We start from the raw sequence: 16,351 nt of genomic DNA, 5'->3' as shown, positions 1-16,351 counted from the left end.
CTACCACACCGCCGTGCCCTTCATCGTCGGCTGCCCCTCCGCATTCGCGGTCCACAGCTCCATGCCCGCCTCGGTCTCATTGGCATTGACCGAAAACTCCGTGCCCTCGAACAGCGGCTGCACGCCGCGATAGGTAAACTTCTTCGGCGCCTTGCCGCCGCGCAGCTTTGCGGCCATCTCGATGATGAGCGCCGCCTGCAAGGGCCCATGGAAGATCAGGCCCGGATAACCCTCGACCTTGGTGACGTAGTCGCGGTCGTAATGGATGCGGTGGCCGTTGAAGGTCAGCGCGGAATAGCGGAACAGCAGCACGGGATCGGAGACATGCGTCTCGCGATGCTGCGCCTTCGGCGGCGCAGGCGGCGCCTTCGCAGTGGTGGGCACGTTGCTGGTCATCTCGCGATAGACGATGTCCTGCCGCTCGCGGATCGCAGTGCCGCGCGGGGAGGAGATGCTGTGCTCGACCGAGACGAAGCACAGCGTGCCGGTCGAGCCCGTCTTCACCTGCACATCGGCAATGCGCGAGGTTCGCGTCGATTCATCGCCGACCTGCAGCGGCAGCAAGAACTCGATCTCGCCGCCGGCCCACATCCGGCGCGGCAGCGGCACCGGCGGCAGGAAGCCGCCGCGGGTGGGGTGGCCGTCCGGCCCGAGCATCGACATCGGAAACACCGGCTGCGCCAGGCACCAATGCACCGTGAACGGTGCGGCATCGCCGTTTTTGGGCTCGCCGACCTCCTGGAACAGCGTCGCGCGCAGGCCTTTCACGAGCTGCGCGGTGACGATGTCGGTCGCCTCCGTGCTGCGGCCGATCCATTGCCGCAAGTGATCGATGTCGAGCTTCTCGGTCATGACGCCTCGCTCTGTTGCTTGTTCTGGGGCTTTTCGCCGATCGCGGGCACAGCGCCATAAGTGCGCGTCTCGCCGACGATGATCGGGGCCGGCGCGGGATAGCTGACGCGGCCGTTCGGCGTATCGACCTCGATGCGGCGCAGATGCGGATGGTTGGTGAGGTCGGCCATGGTGTTGACCTCGGCAAAGGCGATGTCGGCGTCCGACAGCCGCTTCAGCAGCTCGTCGCGCGTCATCTTGCCGAAGATATCGGCGACAATCGTGTCCGTGAAATCGCGGTTGCGCACGCGCTCGACCATGTTGGCGACGCGCGGATCGGCCGGAAGATCCGGCTGGTCCAGCACCTTCACGCATAGCGTCTTCCACTCGCGCTCGCTCTGGATCGAGATCAGGATGTCCTTGCCGTCCTTCGAGGTGAACACGCCGTAGGGAGCGATCGAGGGATGGCGCAGGCCCATGCGCTTGGGCGGATTGCCGGCTTCGGAGTTGAGCAGCGGCACAGTGCACCAGTCGGCCATGACGTCGAACATGGAGATGCGGATATCGGCACCCTTGCCAGTGCGCCCGCGCCCGATCAGCGCCTCCAAAATCGCCGCATGCGCGGTGGCGCCGGTCGCAACGTCCACGATCGACATGCCGACGCGCGAGGCGCCATCGGGATTGCCGGTGATCGAGGCGAGTCCGCTCTCGGCCTGGATCAAGAGATCATAGGCCTTGCGATGGGCGTAGGGACCTTCGTCGCCATAGCCGGTGATCGTGCACGAGATCAGTTTTGGATAGTCCTTCAGCAAGCGCTCGCGCGAAAAGCCGAGCTTGTCCATCGAGCCCGGCTTCAGATTCTGGATCAGCACGTCGGCGCTCGCGATCAGCCTCTCCAACTCGGCGCAGCCTTCCTTCGTGGCAAGATCGACCACGACGGATTGTTTCCCGCGGTTGAGCCACACGAAGTAGCTGCTCTGGCCCTTCGCCGCCGCGTCATAGCCGCGGGCGAAATCGCCCTCGGGCCGCTCGATCTTGATCACCTCCGCGCCGGCATCGGCCAGGCGCGAGGAGCAAAACGGCGCCGCCACCGCCTGCTCGACCGCAATCACCCTGATCCCGTCAAGTGCTCCCATGATGCGACCTCAGTACGAGCGCGGCATGCCGAGCACATGCTCGGCGACAAAGGACAGCACGAGGTTGGTCGAGATCGGCGCGACTTGATAAAGCCGGGTCTCGCGGAACTTGCGCTCGACGTCGTATTCCTCGGCAAAGCCGAAGCCGCCATGGGTCTGGATGCAGGCATTCGCCGCTTCCCACGACGCATCCGCCGCCAGCATTTTTGCCATGTTGGCCTCCGCGCCGCAGTCAAGCCCGGACTCGTATTTGCGCGTGGCTTCCTTCACCATCAATTCAGCGGCGCGCATCGACGCGTAGGCCTTCGCGATCGGGAACTGGATGCCTTGATTTTGGCCGATCGGCCGGCCGAAAACGCTGCGTTCCTTGGCGTAGTTCGTCGCCTTCGCGATGAACCATTTGGCATCGCCGACGCATTCGGCCGCGATCAAAATGCGCTCGGCATTCATGCCGGAGAGGATGTAGCGGAAGCCCTTGCCTTCCTCGCCGATCAGATTCTCCGCCGGCACCTTCATGTCGGTGAAGAACACCTCTGTCGTGGCGTGGTTCATCATGGTGCGGACCGGGCGGATCTCGAGCCCATTGTTCTTGGCCTCGCGCATGTCGACGATGAAGACCGACAGACCATCGGTGCGCTTCTTGACCTGCTCCTTCGGCGTGGTGCGCGCCAGCAGGATCATCAAATCGGAATGCTCGGCGCGGCTGGTCCAGATCTTCTGGCCGTTGACGATGTAGCTGTCGTTGCCTTCCTTGCGCGCAAAGGTCTTCAGCGAGGAGGTGTCGGTGCCGCTGGTCGGCTCGGTGACGCCGAAGGCCTGCAGCCGCAACTCGCCGCTCGCGATCTTCGGCAGGTATTTTGCCTTCTGCTCGGCATTGCCGTGCCGCAGCACGGTGCCCATCGTGTACATCTGGGCATGGCAGCCGCCGCCGTTGCAGCCCGCGCGCTGAATCTCTTCGAGGATCGCCGCCGCCGCCGAAAGCTTCAGTCCCGCGCCGCCATATTCTTCCGGGATCAGCACCGAGAGATAGCCGGCCTCGGTCAGCGCATCGACGAAGGCCTTGGGATAGGCCATCTCGCGATCGAGCTTGCGCCAATACTCGCCGGGAAACTGCGCGCAGAGCTTTGCGACGGCTTCGCGGATGTCGGCGTGATCGTCGGTGTGGTGTTCGTCACTCATGGCGTTTCCCGTATCTAGCGGCAGTTAAGATAACGCCGGCCGATGCTCTGGCGTTGTGAAAACAACGTCAGCCCCCTATGCTCATTTGCTATAGCGTATGGAGTAGCCTTCCAGGATTGGCAAGCATGGATTTCCGGCAGCTCAGGACCTTCAGTTGCGTGGCGGAGCTTGGCAGCCTGTCGAAGGCCTCCGACACGCTGCGCGTGGCGCAGCCGGCGCTCTCCCGGCAGATCAAGCTCCTGGAACACGAGCTGCGCACCGATCTGTTCACCCGCAACGGCCGCGGCATGGTGCTGACCGAAGCCGGCCGTCTGCTGCTGGCGCGCACCTCCGGTATCGTGCGGCAGATCGACCAGATCCGCGACGACATCCAGTCGGCCAAGGGGCCGCCGTCGGGCCAGGTCGTGCTCGGCCTGGTTCCGACCGTGAGCTGTGTGCTGTCGGCGCGTTTTGCACGGCGTTGCGTCGATAAATTTCCAGGCATCTCGCTGCGCATCGTCGAGAGCTACAGCGGGCATCTCGTCGAATGGCTGCATCGCGGCGAGATGGATCTCGCCATCCTCTATGGCCGCTCGGCCGATCTTCATCTCAACGTGCAGAGCCTGGGGCGCGACAACATCGTCGCGGTCGGCCCGCGCGGCTGCGGCCTCGCGCGCAAGAAGAACGTCGACATTGGTTGGCTGCTGCGGCAGCGGCTGGTGCTGCCCAGTCATTCCCACGGTCTCCGCGCGCTGATCGAGCACGCCGCCGCCCAGCGCAAGATCAAGCTCAACGTCCAGCTGGAGGCAGATTGCTTCCGCGTGCTGACGAGTCTGGTTGAGGAAGGGCTTGGGTTCGCGCTCTTGCCGCCCTCGTCGGTCCATGGCGAGGTCGCGGACGGGCGGCTGGAAACGGCAATGGTCTCCAAGCCGATGACACGCGAGCTCATTTTTGCCTCTCCGATCGATCGCCCGCCTTCGACAGCGTCCCTCGCCATCACCGCACTCCTGCGCGACGAGGTCGCCGCCTGCCGCAAGGACGGCGTGTGGGACATCAAATTGAGTTAGATGCGCTCGTGTCGTAGACCAGCCAGGCGCGGTCGGCCCTTCGCATCCTTTGCGAGCTGCCATGCCGGAATTTTATAGCTGGGCTGGGATGCCGCGCGTTTGATGCACAGGTGCACCCAAAACCTCGTCATTGCGAGCGCAGCGAAGCAATCCAGGAATCCCTCCGCGGTGGCAGTCTGGATTGCTTCGTCGCAAGAGCTCCTCGCAACGACGAAGGATGGCGCCGCTACCCCGGAATCCGCACCGGCAGCGACTCATATCCCTTGATGAAGCTCGAATAGATCCGCTTGGGTTCGCCGACCACCTCGATGCGGTCGAAGCGCTTCAGCATCTCCTCCCAGACGATCTTGAGCTGCAATTCGGCAAGCCGCATGCCGACGCAGCGGTGGATGCCGAAGCCGAACGACAGATGCGTGCGCGGGCGCGGGCGGTCGATGATGAAGTCGTTCGGCCTCTCGAACATGTCCTCGTCGCGGTTGCCCGAGACGTACCACATCACGACGCGGTCGCCCTTCTTGATATGCTTGCCGCCGATCTCGGTATCCTGGAGCGCGGTGCGCCGCATATGCGCGAGCGGCGTCTGCCAGCGGATCACCTCGGGCACCATGGAATCGATCAGCGCGGGATTTTCGCGCAGCTTGTCGTACTGGTCCGGATTCTCGTTCAGCGCCAGCACGGAGCCGGTCATGGTGTTGCGCGTAGTGTCGTTGCCGCCGACGATGAGCAGGATGATGTTGCCCATGAGGTTGTCGGGGTCCATGAAGCGCGTGGCGTCGTTATGCGCCATCAGCGACAACAGGTCGTTGCGCGGCGCGGAGTTGACGCGCTCGTTCCAGAGCTTCGACATATAGGCATAGCACTCGTCCATCTCGCGGCGGCGTTCCTCGGCGGACGCGACGATGCCGCTCTTGGGCAGCGCGGTCGAGACGTCGGACCAGCGCGTCAGCTTGCGCCGCTCCTCCCAGGGGAAGTCGAACAGCGTCGCCAGCATCTGCGTGGTCAGCTCGATCGAGACGCGCTCGACGAAATTGAAGGTCTCGTTGCGCGGCAGGTTGTCAAGCACGGTCTGCGAGCGCTGCCGGATCAGCTTGGCCAATTCGTCGAGATGGGTCGGCGTGAACATCGGCGAGACCGTCTTGCGCTGCGCCGAATGGCGGGGCTGGTCCATGGCGATGAAGCTCGGCCAGTCATAGCCTTCCGGCACGTCGCGGATCGAGATGCCGCCAAGCGTCGAGTCCGAGGAGAAGATGCCGTGATTGGTGTCGACATGCATGATGTCGTTGTATTTCACCACCGACCAGTACGGCTCGATCGGCGCGTTGGTGCAGTAATGCACCGGCTCTTCCTTGCGTAGCCGCTCGAACCACGGCCACAGCGTGTCGTCCTGGAACAGCCTGGGAGCGCCGGGGTGGAACTGCGCCAGCGGCGTCGCATAGGCCTCCTCGCGCGCCCTGCGCATGCGTTCGGCCTTGTCCGCTTTAACCGGCGCTTGGAAGTTCATGGTGGTGGCTCCAGGTTGGTTTCTCACCTCTCCCGCTTGCGGGAGAGGTGAGCGCGCAGCGCCGGGTGAGGGCTTTCTCCTCTTGGGCATTGTCCCATTGTGGAGATACCCTCTCCCCAGCCTTCCCCCGCAGGCGGGGGAGGGGCGCAGCTTCTTTGCGGATGTTGCTCGAACTCATCATTTTGCGAATCTACGCCGCAATCTTCACCGGCAACGTCTCCAGCCCCTTCACGAAACTCGAATAGACCCGCTTCGGTTCGCCGACCACGTCAATATGGTCGAAGCGCTTGAGAATCTCTTCCCAAATAATCTTGAGCTGGAGTTCAGCAAGCCGCAGGCCCACGCAGCGATGGATGCCGAAGCCGAAGGAGAGATGCGTGCGGGGACGGGCGCGGTCGATGATGAAGTCGTAGGGCTTTTCGATCGCCTCCTCGTCGCGATTGCCCGAGACGTACCACATCACGACCTTGTCACCCTTCTTGATCTGCTTGCCGCGGAACTCGAAATCGGAGAGCGCGGTGCGCCGCATATGAGCGAGCGGCGTCTGCCAGCGGATCACCTCCGGCACGAAGCTGTCGAGCAGCGCGGGGTTTTCGCGCAGCTTGCGATATTGCTCCGGGTGCTGGCTCAGCGCGAGAAGCGAACCCGACATCGTGTTGCGCGTGGTGTCGTTGCCGCCGACGATCAACAAGATGAGATTGCCGAGGAAGTTCTTGGCATCCATGTCGCGCGTCGCGGCGCCATGCGCCATCATCGACAGGAGGTCGCTCTTCGGCGGCTGCGCGATGCGCTCCTTCCAGAGGCGTGAGAAATACGCCGCGCATTCCGTCAGCTCGGCCTGTCGCTCGTCCTCGGTCGCCACTAAGCCGTCGGGACCGGGGATGGTGGTGGCGATGTCGGACCAGCGCGTCAGCTTGCGGCGGTCCTCCCAGGGAAAGTCGAACAGCACCGCGAGCATCTGCGTGGTGAGCTCGATCGAGACCTGGTCGACCCAGTCGAACACCTCGCCGCGCGGCAGATTGTCCAGGCACTCGGCCGAGCGCTTGCGGATGTTGATGGCGAGATTGTCCAGGTGCGTCGGCGTGAACATCGGCGCCACGGTCTTGCGCTGCGCCGCGTGGCGCGGCGGGTCCATCGAGATGAAGCTTTCGCGGCGCAGATCCGGATCGATGTCGCGGATGGTGATGCCGCCGAGCGCGGAGGCCGAGGAGAACACCGCATGGTTGGTCTCGATCTCCATGATGTCGTTGTAGCGCGTCACCGACCAATACGGCCCGAACATCGAGTGCTCGCAATAGTGCACGGGATCCTCGCGGCGCAGGCGGTCGAAATAGGGCCAGAACGTATCGGTCCTGAACAATTCAGGATCGCCTGGATCGAACTGCTCCAGCGGCAGTGACGACGCCCGCTCGCGCAATGCGTCGAGCTTGGACGCGCTCTCCATGGTCCCATGCATGACCGTTCTCCCTGGCTTCCCACGCGCCTTTTTATGAATTCTGCGCCGCGGTATTTGATTTGCAATTACAGCCGGTTGTCTGCGCCGGAGCAAGGGAGAGTTTTGCCGCATCCAACCTTTGCGAGAGGCATTCGGGCGAATGTCACGTGGATGTGTCAACGTGATCTCCCGCACGCTGCTGCCCAGCAATCCAGCGAGAAATCGACTGGAAACGAGGTCAATCGAACCCCCTCATGTTGGGGACCGACTAATCTTGTGATCTATAGTTTGGCCGTAAGCACCCCGAGGTTGCCGCCGTGAACGACATGAAATGGACCCCAATCGGGTCCAAACCCTTACCGCCGCCGCTGCCGCCGACGCGCGTCGATTTCACCGGCAACCGCACCAAGTTCCGGAAAATGGTCACCACGGGTGCCATGCTGGAGCTGGCCACCTTCGGCTTCTACCGGTTCTGGCTGGTCACCGACATCCGCCGTCATCTCTGGTCGAACACTTCGATCGACGGCGACGCCGCCGAATACACCGGGCGGGGCAAGGAGCTTTTGATCGGCTTGCTGTTCGCGCTCGCGATCCTGGTGCCGATCTATCTCGCCTATTTCCTCATCGGCATCGAGTTCGAGCGCTGGCAGGGCTTCGCCTCGACGCCGCTGTTCATCAGCTTCTACGCCTTCGGCCAGTTCGCGATCTTTCGCGCGCGGCGCTATCGGTTGACGCGCACGGTCTGGCGCGGCGTGCGGTTCTGGATGGACGGCTCGGGCTGGGCCTATTCGTTCCGGGCCATGGCGTGGGGCCTGCTGCTATTTCTCACCCTCGGCCTGGCGCTGCCCTGGCGCGAGGCTTCGCTGGAACGCTACAAGATGCGGCACACCCATTACGGCGATTTGCGCGGCGATTTCGAAGGCGACGGCTGGACCTTCTTCAAGCGCGGCTGGTGGCTGTGGCTGCTCAGCCCGATCGCGCTCATCATCTTCCCGTTGGCCCCGTTCTTCTACGCCGAGTTCAAGGCGCGCGAATGGCGCTGGTGGCTCGACGGCATCCGTATCGGCGGCGTCAGCGTGTCTTCGGAGTTGCCGCACAATGCCTTCTACGGCCTGTACTGGAAGGTGATCGGCTGGTGGCTGCTGCTGAGCACCATCTTCGGCTTCTATATCGGCGGCGCCATAGCGCTTGCCAGCAAGCTGACCGGCCTCCCGGCCGATGAGGTGTTCGGGCCCAATGCTCATGGAGCCAACATCGCTATGCTGGTGATGATGGTCGTCGGCTATTTCACCGTTGCCCTCGCGGTCAACATCATCATGCGCGTCTATCTTCAGCGAGATCTCTGGGCCAAGGTGCTGGAAACGGTCGAGGTGCACAATATCGGCGCGGCCGCGGATGTACGCGGCAGCGGCGAGCTTGCCAGCGCGCTCGGCGAAGGCTTTGCCGACGGGCTGGATGTCGCGGGATTCTGATCTGTGAGCGAGCTGTTCACCGGGCCCCCGGCGCAGTCGGCCAAGCCGACCATCTTCTTCGACGGCGTGTCGAGCCGCAGGCGGCAAGTGACGCTGGTGCTCGGCGATGCCCTCGAGATCGTCGAGGAGGGCGCAGCACCGGTGCGCTGGGCCTATGCCGACATCCGCCGCGCCGACAGTCCGGCCGGCATCTTGCGGCTTTCCTGCACGACCGCGCCGCCTCTGGCGCGGCTCGAGGTCCGCGACGTCACCCTGGCGACGCAGGTGATCGTCCGCTGTGCGCGGCTCGACGAGCACCAGACCTCGCGCCGCGGGCTGGCGAAAATCGTCGGCTGGTCGGTGGCCGCCGCCGTGTCCATCGTCTGCGTCGTGCTGTTCGGCGTGCCGCTCGCGGCCGACCGGCTGGCGCCACTGGTGCCGAAGCCGATCGAGCGCCGCATCGGGGATGCCTCCGAAGTCCAGGTGAAGACCATCTTCGGTGGCAGCGTGTGCGAAGAGCCCGCGGGCAAGGCCGCGTTCACCAAGCTCGTCAACCGCCTGCGCGATGCCGCCGGCCTCGACGACGATGCCATGACCGCCGGAGTGCTGCCGAGCTCGGTGCCGAATGCGTTCGCGCTGCCGGGCGGCAAGGTCTACGTGCTGAGGGGGCTGCTCGACAAGGCACAAAACCCCGACGAGCTCGCCGGCATCCTCGCCCACGAGCTCGGCCATCTCAAGCACTACGACAACATGCGCGGCCTGATCTACAACGGCGGCACCTCGTTCCTGATCGGCCTGTTGTTCGGCGACGTCACCGGCTCGAGCGCCGTGATCTTCGCCTCGCGCAGCGTGGTCGAAGCCTCCTACTCGCGCGAGGCCGAGACCGGCGCCGACACCTTCGCGATCGAGATCATGCACAAGCTCGGTCGCTCGCCAAAACCCGCGGCCGAGCTGATGTTCCGCATCACCGGCAAGGAAGGCGGCAGCGGCTTCACGATCCTGGCGAGCCATCCGCTGACCGAGGACCGTCTCGCGCGGATGACGAAAGAGGATCGCCCCGCCAGTGGCCCGCCGCTCTTGAGCGACAAGGAATGGCAGGCGCTGAAGGGGATTTGCGGCAGCGGGAAGGTTTAGCGCGGGATGAGCTTTGCTTGAATTGGTGCGAGCCCAGAACTCGAAGCACCTCTCCCGAAGGGAGAGGTAAGCAACGGACAGCCAACTGGGCCTAACATCATTGTCTCTGAACTACCGCGTCCCGTAGGCGCGGTCGCCGGCGTCGCCGAGGCCCGGCAGGATGAAGCCGTTCTCGTCGAGACCTTCGTCGACCGCGGCGGTCCAGATCGGCACGTCCGGATGCAGTCCGCGCAGCCGCTCCAGTCCTTCCGGTGCTGCGATCAGGCAGGCGAGGCGGATGTCCCTGGCGCCGCGTTCCTTCAGCCGGTCGATCGCGGCGACGGCGGTGTTGGCGGTGGCGACGACAGGCGTCACCACGATGGCGAGACGCTCACCGAGATCGGACGGTGATTTGAAGAAATATTCGACCGCGGCAAAGCTGTGCGGCTCGCGATAAAGACCGATATGGGCGACGCGCGCGGTCGGGACCAGGTCCATCATGCCGTCGACGAAGGTGGTGCCGGCGCGCAGCATCGGCACGAACACCAGCTTCTTGCCGGCGATCTTGGCCGAGTGCATCGTCGCCAGCGGCGTATCGATCACGGTGTCGGCGAGCGGCAGATCGCGCGTCACCTCGTAACACAAGAGCATGCCGATCTCCTTGATCAGCTCGCGAAACGATTTGGTCGAGATGGATTTGTCCCGCACCAGCGTCAGCTTGTGCTGCACCAGCGGATGATCGACGATCGTGACGCCTTCCATGATCGGTTGCTCCTGAAATTCATCAAGTGGGTGCGTGAGCGACAATAGGGTCAGAAAACCGTGCCGTCGCTGATCACCTTGAGCGGCGGCGAACCATCTGGGCGGCGCGCAAAGGCAATCGCGCGGCCCGCGGCCCAGGTGCCGCCTTCGAGGATGCTGGCGAGCGGCAATGTCTCGGGCGTGCGGCCAAGTTTCGCGCGAATGAGTTCGGCGAGCCGGTCGAGCAACGCGACCGTCAGCGCGCGCCATTCGACGACGAGCAGGGAATCCACCGGATGCGCGCGCTCGGCATCCGCGGCGTCGCGCAGGCGCAGCACCTCGTGATCGACGAACAGGCCGCCATTGCGGTATTCGGCAAGCCCGGTGAGGCCGTCGATGTCGGTGACAACAAAGCCTGCGCGCTGGAGCGGCTCGATCAGCGAATAGCTCAGCCATTGCGACAGCTTGTGCAGCGGCACGAGGCCCGCGGTTACGTCATCCGTCTTGAGCGCAGGGTGATGCCAGCAATCGCCGAGCGGGACGCCCGCGAGCTCGAGCCGCGATGGCCAGATCGGCCCGAGCTGGTTCAGCACCGCGGACAAGATCGCCGGCGCGGCGATAGCACCGCTTACGGCTCGGGCCGCGATGTGGTCGAACAGCCCGCCGGGCCGCGGCGTGTCCTGCAGGCCGAAAATGTCCGCACGCCCGGCAATCAGCCGGCCCAGGCGCCGCAGCAGATCGGTGCGTCCCTCCAGCCCGAGCAGCGGATTGGCATCGCTTACCTGAAAGGCTGATGTGAGCGCCGCGAGCGGCAGCTCTGCGAGCACGCCCGCGTCGGCCCTGAATGGCGCGCGGGCATCGCCGGAGAAGAGTCCGGTTGCGAACATGTCGAGGCTCGCGATCGCCAGCCCCTCGGACCGCCCGATGCTTTCCCCTGTCACCGCGTCACGATAGCGCCACGCGGCACCTGCGCCGGCGTCGAGCAGCACGCTGACGATGGCGAGATCGAACTCGGTGCGCGCCCGTGCCGCGCGGTCGGGCCAGGATGCGGCGTCGGCGAGCCGCGCCCAGCGATCGATGCCGCCAAGCACGAAATGCCGCCAGCGCGCATGGAAGGGAATGTCCAGCGCCGGATAGGCTTTGCGCGTCACCGCTAACACGGCCTCCGCGACGCAATCCATGCGGCCGAGATCGATCGTGAAGTGACTCAAGCCGCCGGCGAGGCCGGTCTCGAGCATCTGCCCGGCCCGCGCGCGCACCGCCGTCGCGGTGAGCAGCGAGCGCGCCTGTCGTTCCAAAGCGTTCGCCATCGCGCGATCAGTATTTTTCCAGCGAACGCCCGACCACGCCGTCCACGTCCTTCTCCGGCGCGATGTCGGTCGAGTAGTAGCCCGCGGCCTTTTTGGCGGCGATCTCGACATGGGCGTCGGCCGGGATCAGCTCGGGCGGGATCGGCACACGCTCGACGATGTCGATGCCCTGCGAGGTCAGCGCGTCGTATTTCATGTCGCTCATCGACAGGAAGCGGTCGATGCGCTTCAGGCCGAGCCAGTGGATCGTATCCGGCATCAGCTGCTGGAAGCGTGCGTCCTGGACGCCGGCGACGCATTCGGTGCGCTCGAAATAGGCGGCGGCCGCATCGCCGTCCTCCTGGCGCTTGCGCGCATTGTAGACCAGGAATTTCGTGACCTCGCCGAGCGCGCGGCCTTCCTTGCGGTTGTAGACGACGAGCCCGAGCCCGCCCTCCTGCGCGCCGCGCGCGGATTCCTCGATGCCGTGGATGAGGTAGGGCCGGCAGGTGCAGATGTCGGAGCCGAACACGTCGGAGCCGTTGCACTCGTCATGCACGCGGCAGGTGATTTTTGTGCGATGGTCCGGCAGTTTTGTCACATCGCCGAACAGATAGACGGTGGTGCCGCCGATCGGCGGCAAGAACACCTTCAGGTCCGGCCGGGTCACGAGCTCGGGGAACATGCCGGCGGTCTGCTCGAACAGCGTGCGCCGCAGCTCGGTCTCGTTGGTGCCGAACCGCGTCGCAAGGCCAGGCAGGTACCAGACCGGATCGATCGCGATCTTCACCACCGAGACGCTGCCATTGGCGTGCACGACCTCGCCGTCGGCGCGCAGCCGCTTCGCGGCCAGCGCCTCGCGGATCTCCGGCAGATCGAGCCGCGCGCGCGTCACGGCGATGCTCGGGCGGATATCAACGCCCTCGGCGATGTCCTTGCCGAAATTCTCGGCGACGAGATGCCCCCACGGATCGAGCGCGACGATCTTTGCGGGATCGCGCCATTGCTCGAACGGACCGATGGTCGCGGCCGGAAAGGTGTTGGTGAGATCTGGCCGGCGGATCGGATCGAGCGCGCCGGCGGACACTGCGAGCGCGCGGTACATCGCATAGGAGCCGCCATGGCTGCCGATCACGTTGCGATCCCCGGCGCGCGACACCGTGCCGATGATCGGCCCGCGGGCGTGCGCGTCTGCGGCGCCCCAATGGATCGGATAGGCGGCTTTCTTGCCCGGCTCCGGATGGGAGGTCAGGCGGATATGCTCGGTACGGTTCGCGCGGCTCATGTCCAGGCTCCCAAAAAGCCAACGGCCCGCCGCTCGGACGGGCCTGGCTCACCTGCATCGCCCATGCAGAGCACCGGCGACGCAAGCTCAATCCAACATATTGTAGCGGCGAGCCACGACAGACAAGTTAATCGTGCCGTCGGGGCGGGCTGCTTCGTCCCATGAGATATGGCGCGCGGCTGCCAGGCGCCATGGTCCGGCGGACCGCCGGGGTCCGGCGGCTCGTGCGGCGAAATGCGTAACATATTGAAATTACTATATTTATAAGGATTCGGCGGAGCCGCGGCGGGCGCTGGCGTGCCATGCTCCGCGCGCGGTGGCGTGGCCACGACCGACTGGATAAGCCGCCTGCATTCGGACATATGGTCCGGATCGGCTCTGCCCCGGAGAATGCCATGTCCACCGCCGCCTACATCGATCCCCGCAACGGAAAGCTCTACTCGCTCGACCAACCGCGCTGGTGCTCGGACGAGCGCACGCCGCTGCTGGTGACGCCGGGGGCGGGGATCGCGCGCGACGATATCGACAGCCGCACGCGCTCGCTCTGGCGCTACCGCGCGGCGCTGCCGGTCGACGTCAAGAATCCGATCACGCTCGGCGAAGGCTGCACGCCGCTGGTTCAGCAGGGTTGGGGCGATCTGCGCCCGTTCTTCAAGCTCGAATGGTTCAACCCGACCGGCAGCTTCAAGGACCGCGGCTCCTCGGTGATGCTGTCCTTCCTGCGGCAGATCGGCGTCGACGCCATCCTGGAAGACTCCTCCGGCAATGGCGGCTCGTCGATGGCGGGGCTGGGTGCCGCCGGCGGCATGCGCGTGAAGATTCTGGCGCCAGTCTCGACGTCGCCGGCCAAGATCGCGCAGGTGCGCGCTTACGGTGCGACGGTAGAACTCGTCGAGGGGCCTCGAGAAGAGTCGGAAGCCGAGGCCATCCGCCAGTCGAGCCAGACTTTTTATGCCAGCCACAATTGGCAGCCGTTCTTCCTCGAAGGCACCAAATCGCTCGCCTATGAGATCTGGGAGGACCTCGGCTTCCGCGCGCCCGACAACGTCATCGTCCCCGTCGGCGCCGGCAGCAGCCTGCTCGGCTGCGCCTTCGGCTTTCGCGAGCTCTTGAATGCCGGCCAGATTACAAGGCTGCCGCGCCTGTTCGCGGCGCAGCCGCTCAATTGCTCGCCGATCGATGCGAGCTTCAAGGCCGGCGTCGATACGCCCGTCGCGCGCGAGGTGAGCAAGACCATTGCGGAGGGCACCGCGATCAAGAACCCGCTACGCCTGCGCGAGATCATCGCCGCCTTGCGCGAGAGCGGCGGCGGCACCATCGCGCTCACCGAGGACGAGATCGTCACCGCCCTGCGCCGCCTCGCGCGTCAGGGCCTGTTCGCCGAGCCGACCAGCGCCAGCGCAGCGGCGGCGCTGGACAAGCTCTCTGCTGCCGGATCGATCAGGACGAACGAGACCACGGTCGCCGTCCTCACCGGCACGGGCCTCAAGGCCGCGACCACGGTCGCCGATCTCGTGCAGTAGCGGAAGCGGCGCTGGATTTACCCTCCCCTCCAGGGGAGGGTAAGAGCAGCTCACTCCTTCAGATCATTCACCTGCTTCACCCAGGCGCGCACGTCCGCGAGCACTTGCGGCAGCACGGCCCTGACCTCCGGCACGGTCATGCCGGCCTTGATACGGGGGTCGTAGAGCAGGTTGAGGATGTACTGGTCGTAGACGTCGAAATAGCCCATCGAGACGTTGTCGTTGAACATGGTCCAGGGCACGCTCGTGGTGTCGTTGATCGGTCCGAGCGATTGCAAGAGCTCCTCATAGGCGCAGTCGAGGAAGGTGAAGTCGCCATTGTCGACGGTGAGGATGACGTCGGAATGCTCGATCTCGAAATTGTCGTTCTTGCGGAAGCCGGACAGGCATTGCGGATCGAGCGAGGTGCGGATCTCGCGCGCCTTGTCCACGCCGTAGAAGGTCGCGATGGTGCGGAAGAGATCGCGGTCGCGCACGAGCTTGACCCGCACGTTCGCCGCCTCGCTGGTGGCGGTCATGGCGATGTCGAGATGCTGCACGCGCTTGCCGATGTCGGCGACGACTTTTGCCAGCTGCGCCTTGCGGTCGGCGCGGTCGCTCTCGGCGTAGACCCGCACCGGCCCGTCGAACTTGCGGATGCGATCGACACGGCCGGCGAGGTGGTATTCGGCGCCGAACGCCGTCTTCAGGAAACCTTCGACGATCTCGCCGTCGGTAAAACTCTTTTTCTCGCTGCGCTGGCGCGAGGCGATCGCGGGCAATTCGCCTGCGGCCATGGTAGCGGTGTCAGGCACGGATGTGAGCGCGGCGAACGCCAGCAGGGCGAGGCGGACGGCAGCCGCGGGCTGGTTGAATGCGCTCATCGTCGCGCGACGCTGCCGTATTCGCCGCGCGCGCACAAGACCACAAATTCACGCGTGTGGCGGGTTCCAGGCGCTCAAGCACGATGCCGAAGGGTGGGCAAAGGCGCAAAGCGCCGTGCCCACCAACTCAAAATGGTGGCCACGCCAAAGGACCGCGCGTTGGCGCGTTCCTTCGGCTTTGCCCACCGTACGGAAGTTCGCGCAGGCCTTAGTTGTTCAGCACGACCACGGTGGTCCCGACCGAGACGCGGCTGTAGAGGTCGGTGACGTCCTCGTTGGTCATGCGGAAGCAGCCTGAGGACACCGCCTGGCCGATCGTCTCCGGCTCGTTGGAGCCGTGGATGCGGTACAGCGTCGAGCCGAGATACATCGCGCGCGCGCCGAGCGGGTTCTCGATGCCGCCCTTCATGTGGCGCGGCAGGTCGGGGCGGCGGGCCAGCATCTGCGAGGGCGGCGTCCAATCCGGCCATTCCTTCTTGGCGGTGATCCTGTGCACCCCGCCCCAGCGGAAGCCGTCGCGGCCGACGCCGATGCCGTAGCGCAGCGCCTGGCCGTTCTGGAGCACCAGATAGAGCCGGCGCTCGGCGGTGTTCACCACGATCGTGCCGGGGGCATGGTTGCCGTTGTACATGACGGTGGTGCGGGGGATTGGGCTCGAGCCGCCGCGGAAGAAGTTCGGGCCGCCGCCCATGATGTCGCGCGAGTCGAACTCTTCGGCGAAGGCACCGGCCACGGTGGCGGTCAGCAGTGCGATGGCGGTAATCGGCGCGGCGAAAAACCGGATCATTGGTACCCCCAGCAAAAAATCGATTCAACGAAGGCCAGAGGCCATATTTGCGGGCTTTTCGCAAGCCACGGCCCCGTGAGGGGCGCCATGCTTGGCCATTGGCGTTACCAAATCGGCAATCCCGCCAATCTGCAGAAAGTGTTAGCCAAACCGGCGCGTCGTCACACGGGG

The 16,351-nt window shown here is 65.0% G+C and carries 14 protein-coding genes; 4 read left to right on the top strand and 10 right to left on the bottom strand.

The features are described 5' to 3' along the window. From AC5V87_RS34095 to AC5V87_RS34085, 3 genes are read right to left on the bottom strand one after another with little or no spacing between them, the layout of a single operon-like run. On the bottom strand, positions 1 to 852 hold the full coding sequence (locus AC5V87_RS34095; RefSeq protein ID WP_456842737.1) for an HTD2 family dehydratase: 852 nt from the start codon (positions 850 to 852) through the stop codon (positions 1 to 3). Continuing rightward, complete coding sequence (locus tag AC5V87_RS34090; RefSeq protein WP_456842738.1) at positions 849 to 1,967, bottom strand: CaiB/BaiF CoA transferase family protein; 1,119 nt, start codon at positions 1,965 to 1,967, stop codon at positions 849 to 851. Before AC5V87_RS34090 ends, AC5V87_RS34095 begins: the two co-directional genes overlap by 4 nt. A gap of 9 nt (positions 1,968 to 1,976) precedes the next feature. Next, positions 1,977 to 3,146 (bottom strand): acyl-CoA dehydrogenase family protein, encoded by a 1,170-nt coding sequence (locus AC5V87_RS34085; RefSeq protein WP_495369114.1) that lies wholly within the window; start codon positions 3,144 to 3,146, stop codon positions 1,977 to 1,979. Positions 3,147 to 3,271: 125 nt separating this feature from the next. Here AC5V87_RS34085 and AC5V87_RS34080 point away from each other — a divergent pair, with 125 nt between their 5' ends. Then, positions 3,272 to 4,192, top strand: coding sequence for a LysR family transcriptional regulator (locus AC5V87_RS34080; protein ID WP_495369113.1), 921 nt, complete (start codon positions 3,272 to 3,274; stop codon positions 4,190 to 4,192). 226 nt (positions 4,193 to 4,418) lie between these two features. On the opposite strand, the gene AC5V87_RS34075 is transcribed toward AC5V87_RS34080, so the two are convergent. Together AC5V87_RS34075 and AC5V87_RS34070 are read right to left on the bottom strand one after the other, a co-directional pair. Continuing rightward, positions 4,419 to 5,693 (bottom strand): cytochrome P450, encoded by a 1,275-nt coding sequence (locus AC5V87_RS34075; protein ID WP_456842741.1) that lies wholly within the window; start codon positions 5,691 to 5,693, stop codon positions 4,419 to 4,421. 190 nt (positions 5,694 to 5,883) lie between these two features. Continuing rightward, the gene (locus AC5V87_RS34070; RefSeq protein ID WP_495369112.1) at positions 5,884 to 7,149 is read right to left on the bottom strand and encodes a cytochrome P450; all 1,266 of its coding nucleotides are present in this window, start codon (positions 7,147 to 7,149) and stop codon (positions 5,884 to 5,886) included. Positions 7,150 to 7,454: 305 nt separating this feature from the next. Between AC5V87_RS34070 and AC5V87_RS34065 the strand changes: the two genes are divergently transcribed. After that, entirely contained in the window at positions 7,455 to 8,600 is a 1,146-nt protein-coding gene (locus tag AC5V87_RS34065) for a DUF898 family protein (protein ID WP_495369111.1), read from the top strand. A 3-nt stretch (positions 8,601 to 8,603) separates the two neighbouring features. Then, positions 8,604 to 9,713, top strand: a complete 1,110-nt coding sequence (locus AC5V87_RS34060; protein WP_495369110.1) for a M48 family metallopeptidase — start codon at positions 8,604 to 8,606, stop codon at positions 9,711 to 9,713. A gap of 111 nt (positions 9,714 to 9,824) precedes the next feature. Here the strand turns inward: AC5V87_RS34060 and upp are convergent, their stop codons facing one another. The 3 genes from upp to AC5V87_RS34045 are packed head-to-tail and all read right to left on the bottom strand — an operon-like array spanning position 9,825 to position 13,007. After that, on the bottom strand, positions 9,825 to 10,454 hold the full coding sequence (upp, locus tag AC5V87_RS34055; protein WP_456842744.1) for a uracil phosphoribosyltransferase: 630 nt from the start codon (positions 10,452 to 10,454) through the stop codon (positions 9,825 to 9,827). Positions 10,455 to 10,504: 50 nt separating this feature from the next. Beyond that, the gene (locus AC5V87_RS34050) at positions 10,505 to 11,743 is read right to left on the bottom strand and encodes a URC4/urg3 family protein (RefSeq protein ID WP_495369109.1); all 1,239 of its coding nucleotides are present in this window, start codon (positions 11,741 to 11,743) and stop codon (positions 10,505 to 10,507) included. A gap of 7 nt (positions 11,744 to 11,750) precedes the next feature. Then, positions 11,751 to 13,007 (bottom strand): GTP cyclohydrolase II, encoded by a 1,257-nt coding sequence (locus tag AC5V87_RS34045; protein ID WP_456842746.1) that lies wholly within the window; start codon positions 13,005 to 13,007, stop codon positions 11,751 to 11,753. A 395-nt stretch (positions 13,008 to 13,402) separates the two neighbouring features. Here AC5V87_RS34045 and AC5V87_RS34040 point away from each other — a divergent pair, with 395 nt between their 5' ends. Further along, positions 13,403 to 14,530, top strand: a complete 1,128-nt coding sequence (locus AC5V87_RS34040; RefSeq protein WP_495369108.1) for a threonine synthase — start codon at positions 13,403 to 13,405, stop codon at positions 14,528 to 14,530. A gap of 50 nt (positions 14,531 to 14,580) precedes the next feature. Here the strand turns inward: AC5V87_RS34040 and AC5V87_RS34035 are convergent, their stop codons facing one another. After that, positions 14,581 to 15,393, bottom strand: a complete 813-nt coding sequence (locus AC5V87_RS34035; RefSeq protein WP_495369107.1) for a DUF2927 domain-containing protein — start codon at positions 15,391 to 15,393, stop codon at positions 14,581 to 14,583. A 208-nt stretch (positions 15,394 to 15,601) separates the two neighbouring features. Next, complete coding sequence (locus AC5V87_RS34030; RefSeq protein WP_495369106.1) at positions 15,602 to 16,180, bottom strand: L,D-transpeptidase; 579 nt, start codon at positions 16,178 to 16,180, stop codon at positions 15,602 to 15,604. Positions 16,181 to 16,351 lie beyond the last annotated feature (171 nt).

It is taken from the genome of Bradyrhizobium sp. SOJA106, from assembly GCF_059448745.1.
The sequence above is the reverse complement of the archived record's forward strand: the minus strand, read 5'-3'. Positions and strand labels throughout refer to the sequence as shown.

Excerpts from the sequence above, each read along its gene's own strand:
- AC5V87_RS34080 (WP_495369113.1), top strand. The coding sequence starts at position 3,272 with ATGGATTTCCGGCAGCTCAGGACCTTCAGTTGCGTGGCGGAGCTTGGC.
- AC5V87_RS34090 (WP_456842738.1), bottom strand. The coding sequence starts at position 1,967 with ATGGGAGCACTTGACGGGATCAGGGTGATTGCGGTCGAGCAGGCGGTG.
- AC5V87_RS34050 (WP_495369109.1), bottom strand. The coding sequence starts at position 11,743 with ATGGCGAACGCTTTGGAACGACAGGCGCGCTCGCTGCTCACCGCGACG.
- AC5V87_RS34095 (WP_456842737.1), bottom strand. The coding sequence starts at position 852 with ATGACCGAGAAGCTCGACATCGATCACTTGCGGCAATGGATCGGCCGC.
- AC5V87_RS34070 (WP_495369112.1), bottom strand. The coding sequence starts at position 7,149 with ATGCATGGGACCATGGAGAGCGCGTCCAAGCTCGACGCATTGCGCGAG.
- AC5V87_RS34030 (WP_495369106.1), bottom strand. The coding sequence starts at position 16,180 with ATGATCCGGTTTTTCGCCGCGCCGATTACCGCCATCGCACTGCTGACC.
- AC5V87_RS34045 (WP_456842746.1), bottom strand. The coding sequence starts at position 13,007 with ATGAGCCGCGCGAACCGTACCGAGCATATCCGCCTGACCTCCCATCCG.
- AC5V87_RS34075 (WP_456842741.1), bottom strand. The coding sequence starts at position 5,693 with ATGAACTTCCAAGCGCCGGTTAAAGCGGACAAGGCCGAACGCATGCGC.
- AC5V87_RS34085 (WP_495369114.1), bottom strand. The coding sequence starts at position 3,146 with ATGAGTGACGAACACCACACCGACGATCACGCCGACATCCGCGAAGCC.
- AC5V87_RS34065 (WP_495369111.1), top strand. The coding sequence starts at position 7,455 with ATGAAATGGACCCCAATCGGGTCCAAACCCTTACCGCCGCCGCTGCCG.
- upp (WP_456842744.1), bottom strand. The coding sequence starts at position 10,454 with ATGGAAGGCGTCACGATCGTCGATCATCCGCTGGTGCAGCACAAGCTG.
- AC5V87_RS34035 (WP_495369107.1), bottom strand. The coding sequence starts at position 15,393 with ATGAGCGCATTCAACCAGCCCGCGGCTGCCGTCCGCCTCGCCCTGCTG.
- AC5V87_RS34040 (WP_495369108.1), top strand. The coding sequence starts at position 13,403 with ATGTCCACCGCCGCCTACATCGATCCCCGCAACGGAAAGCTCTACTCG.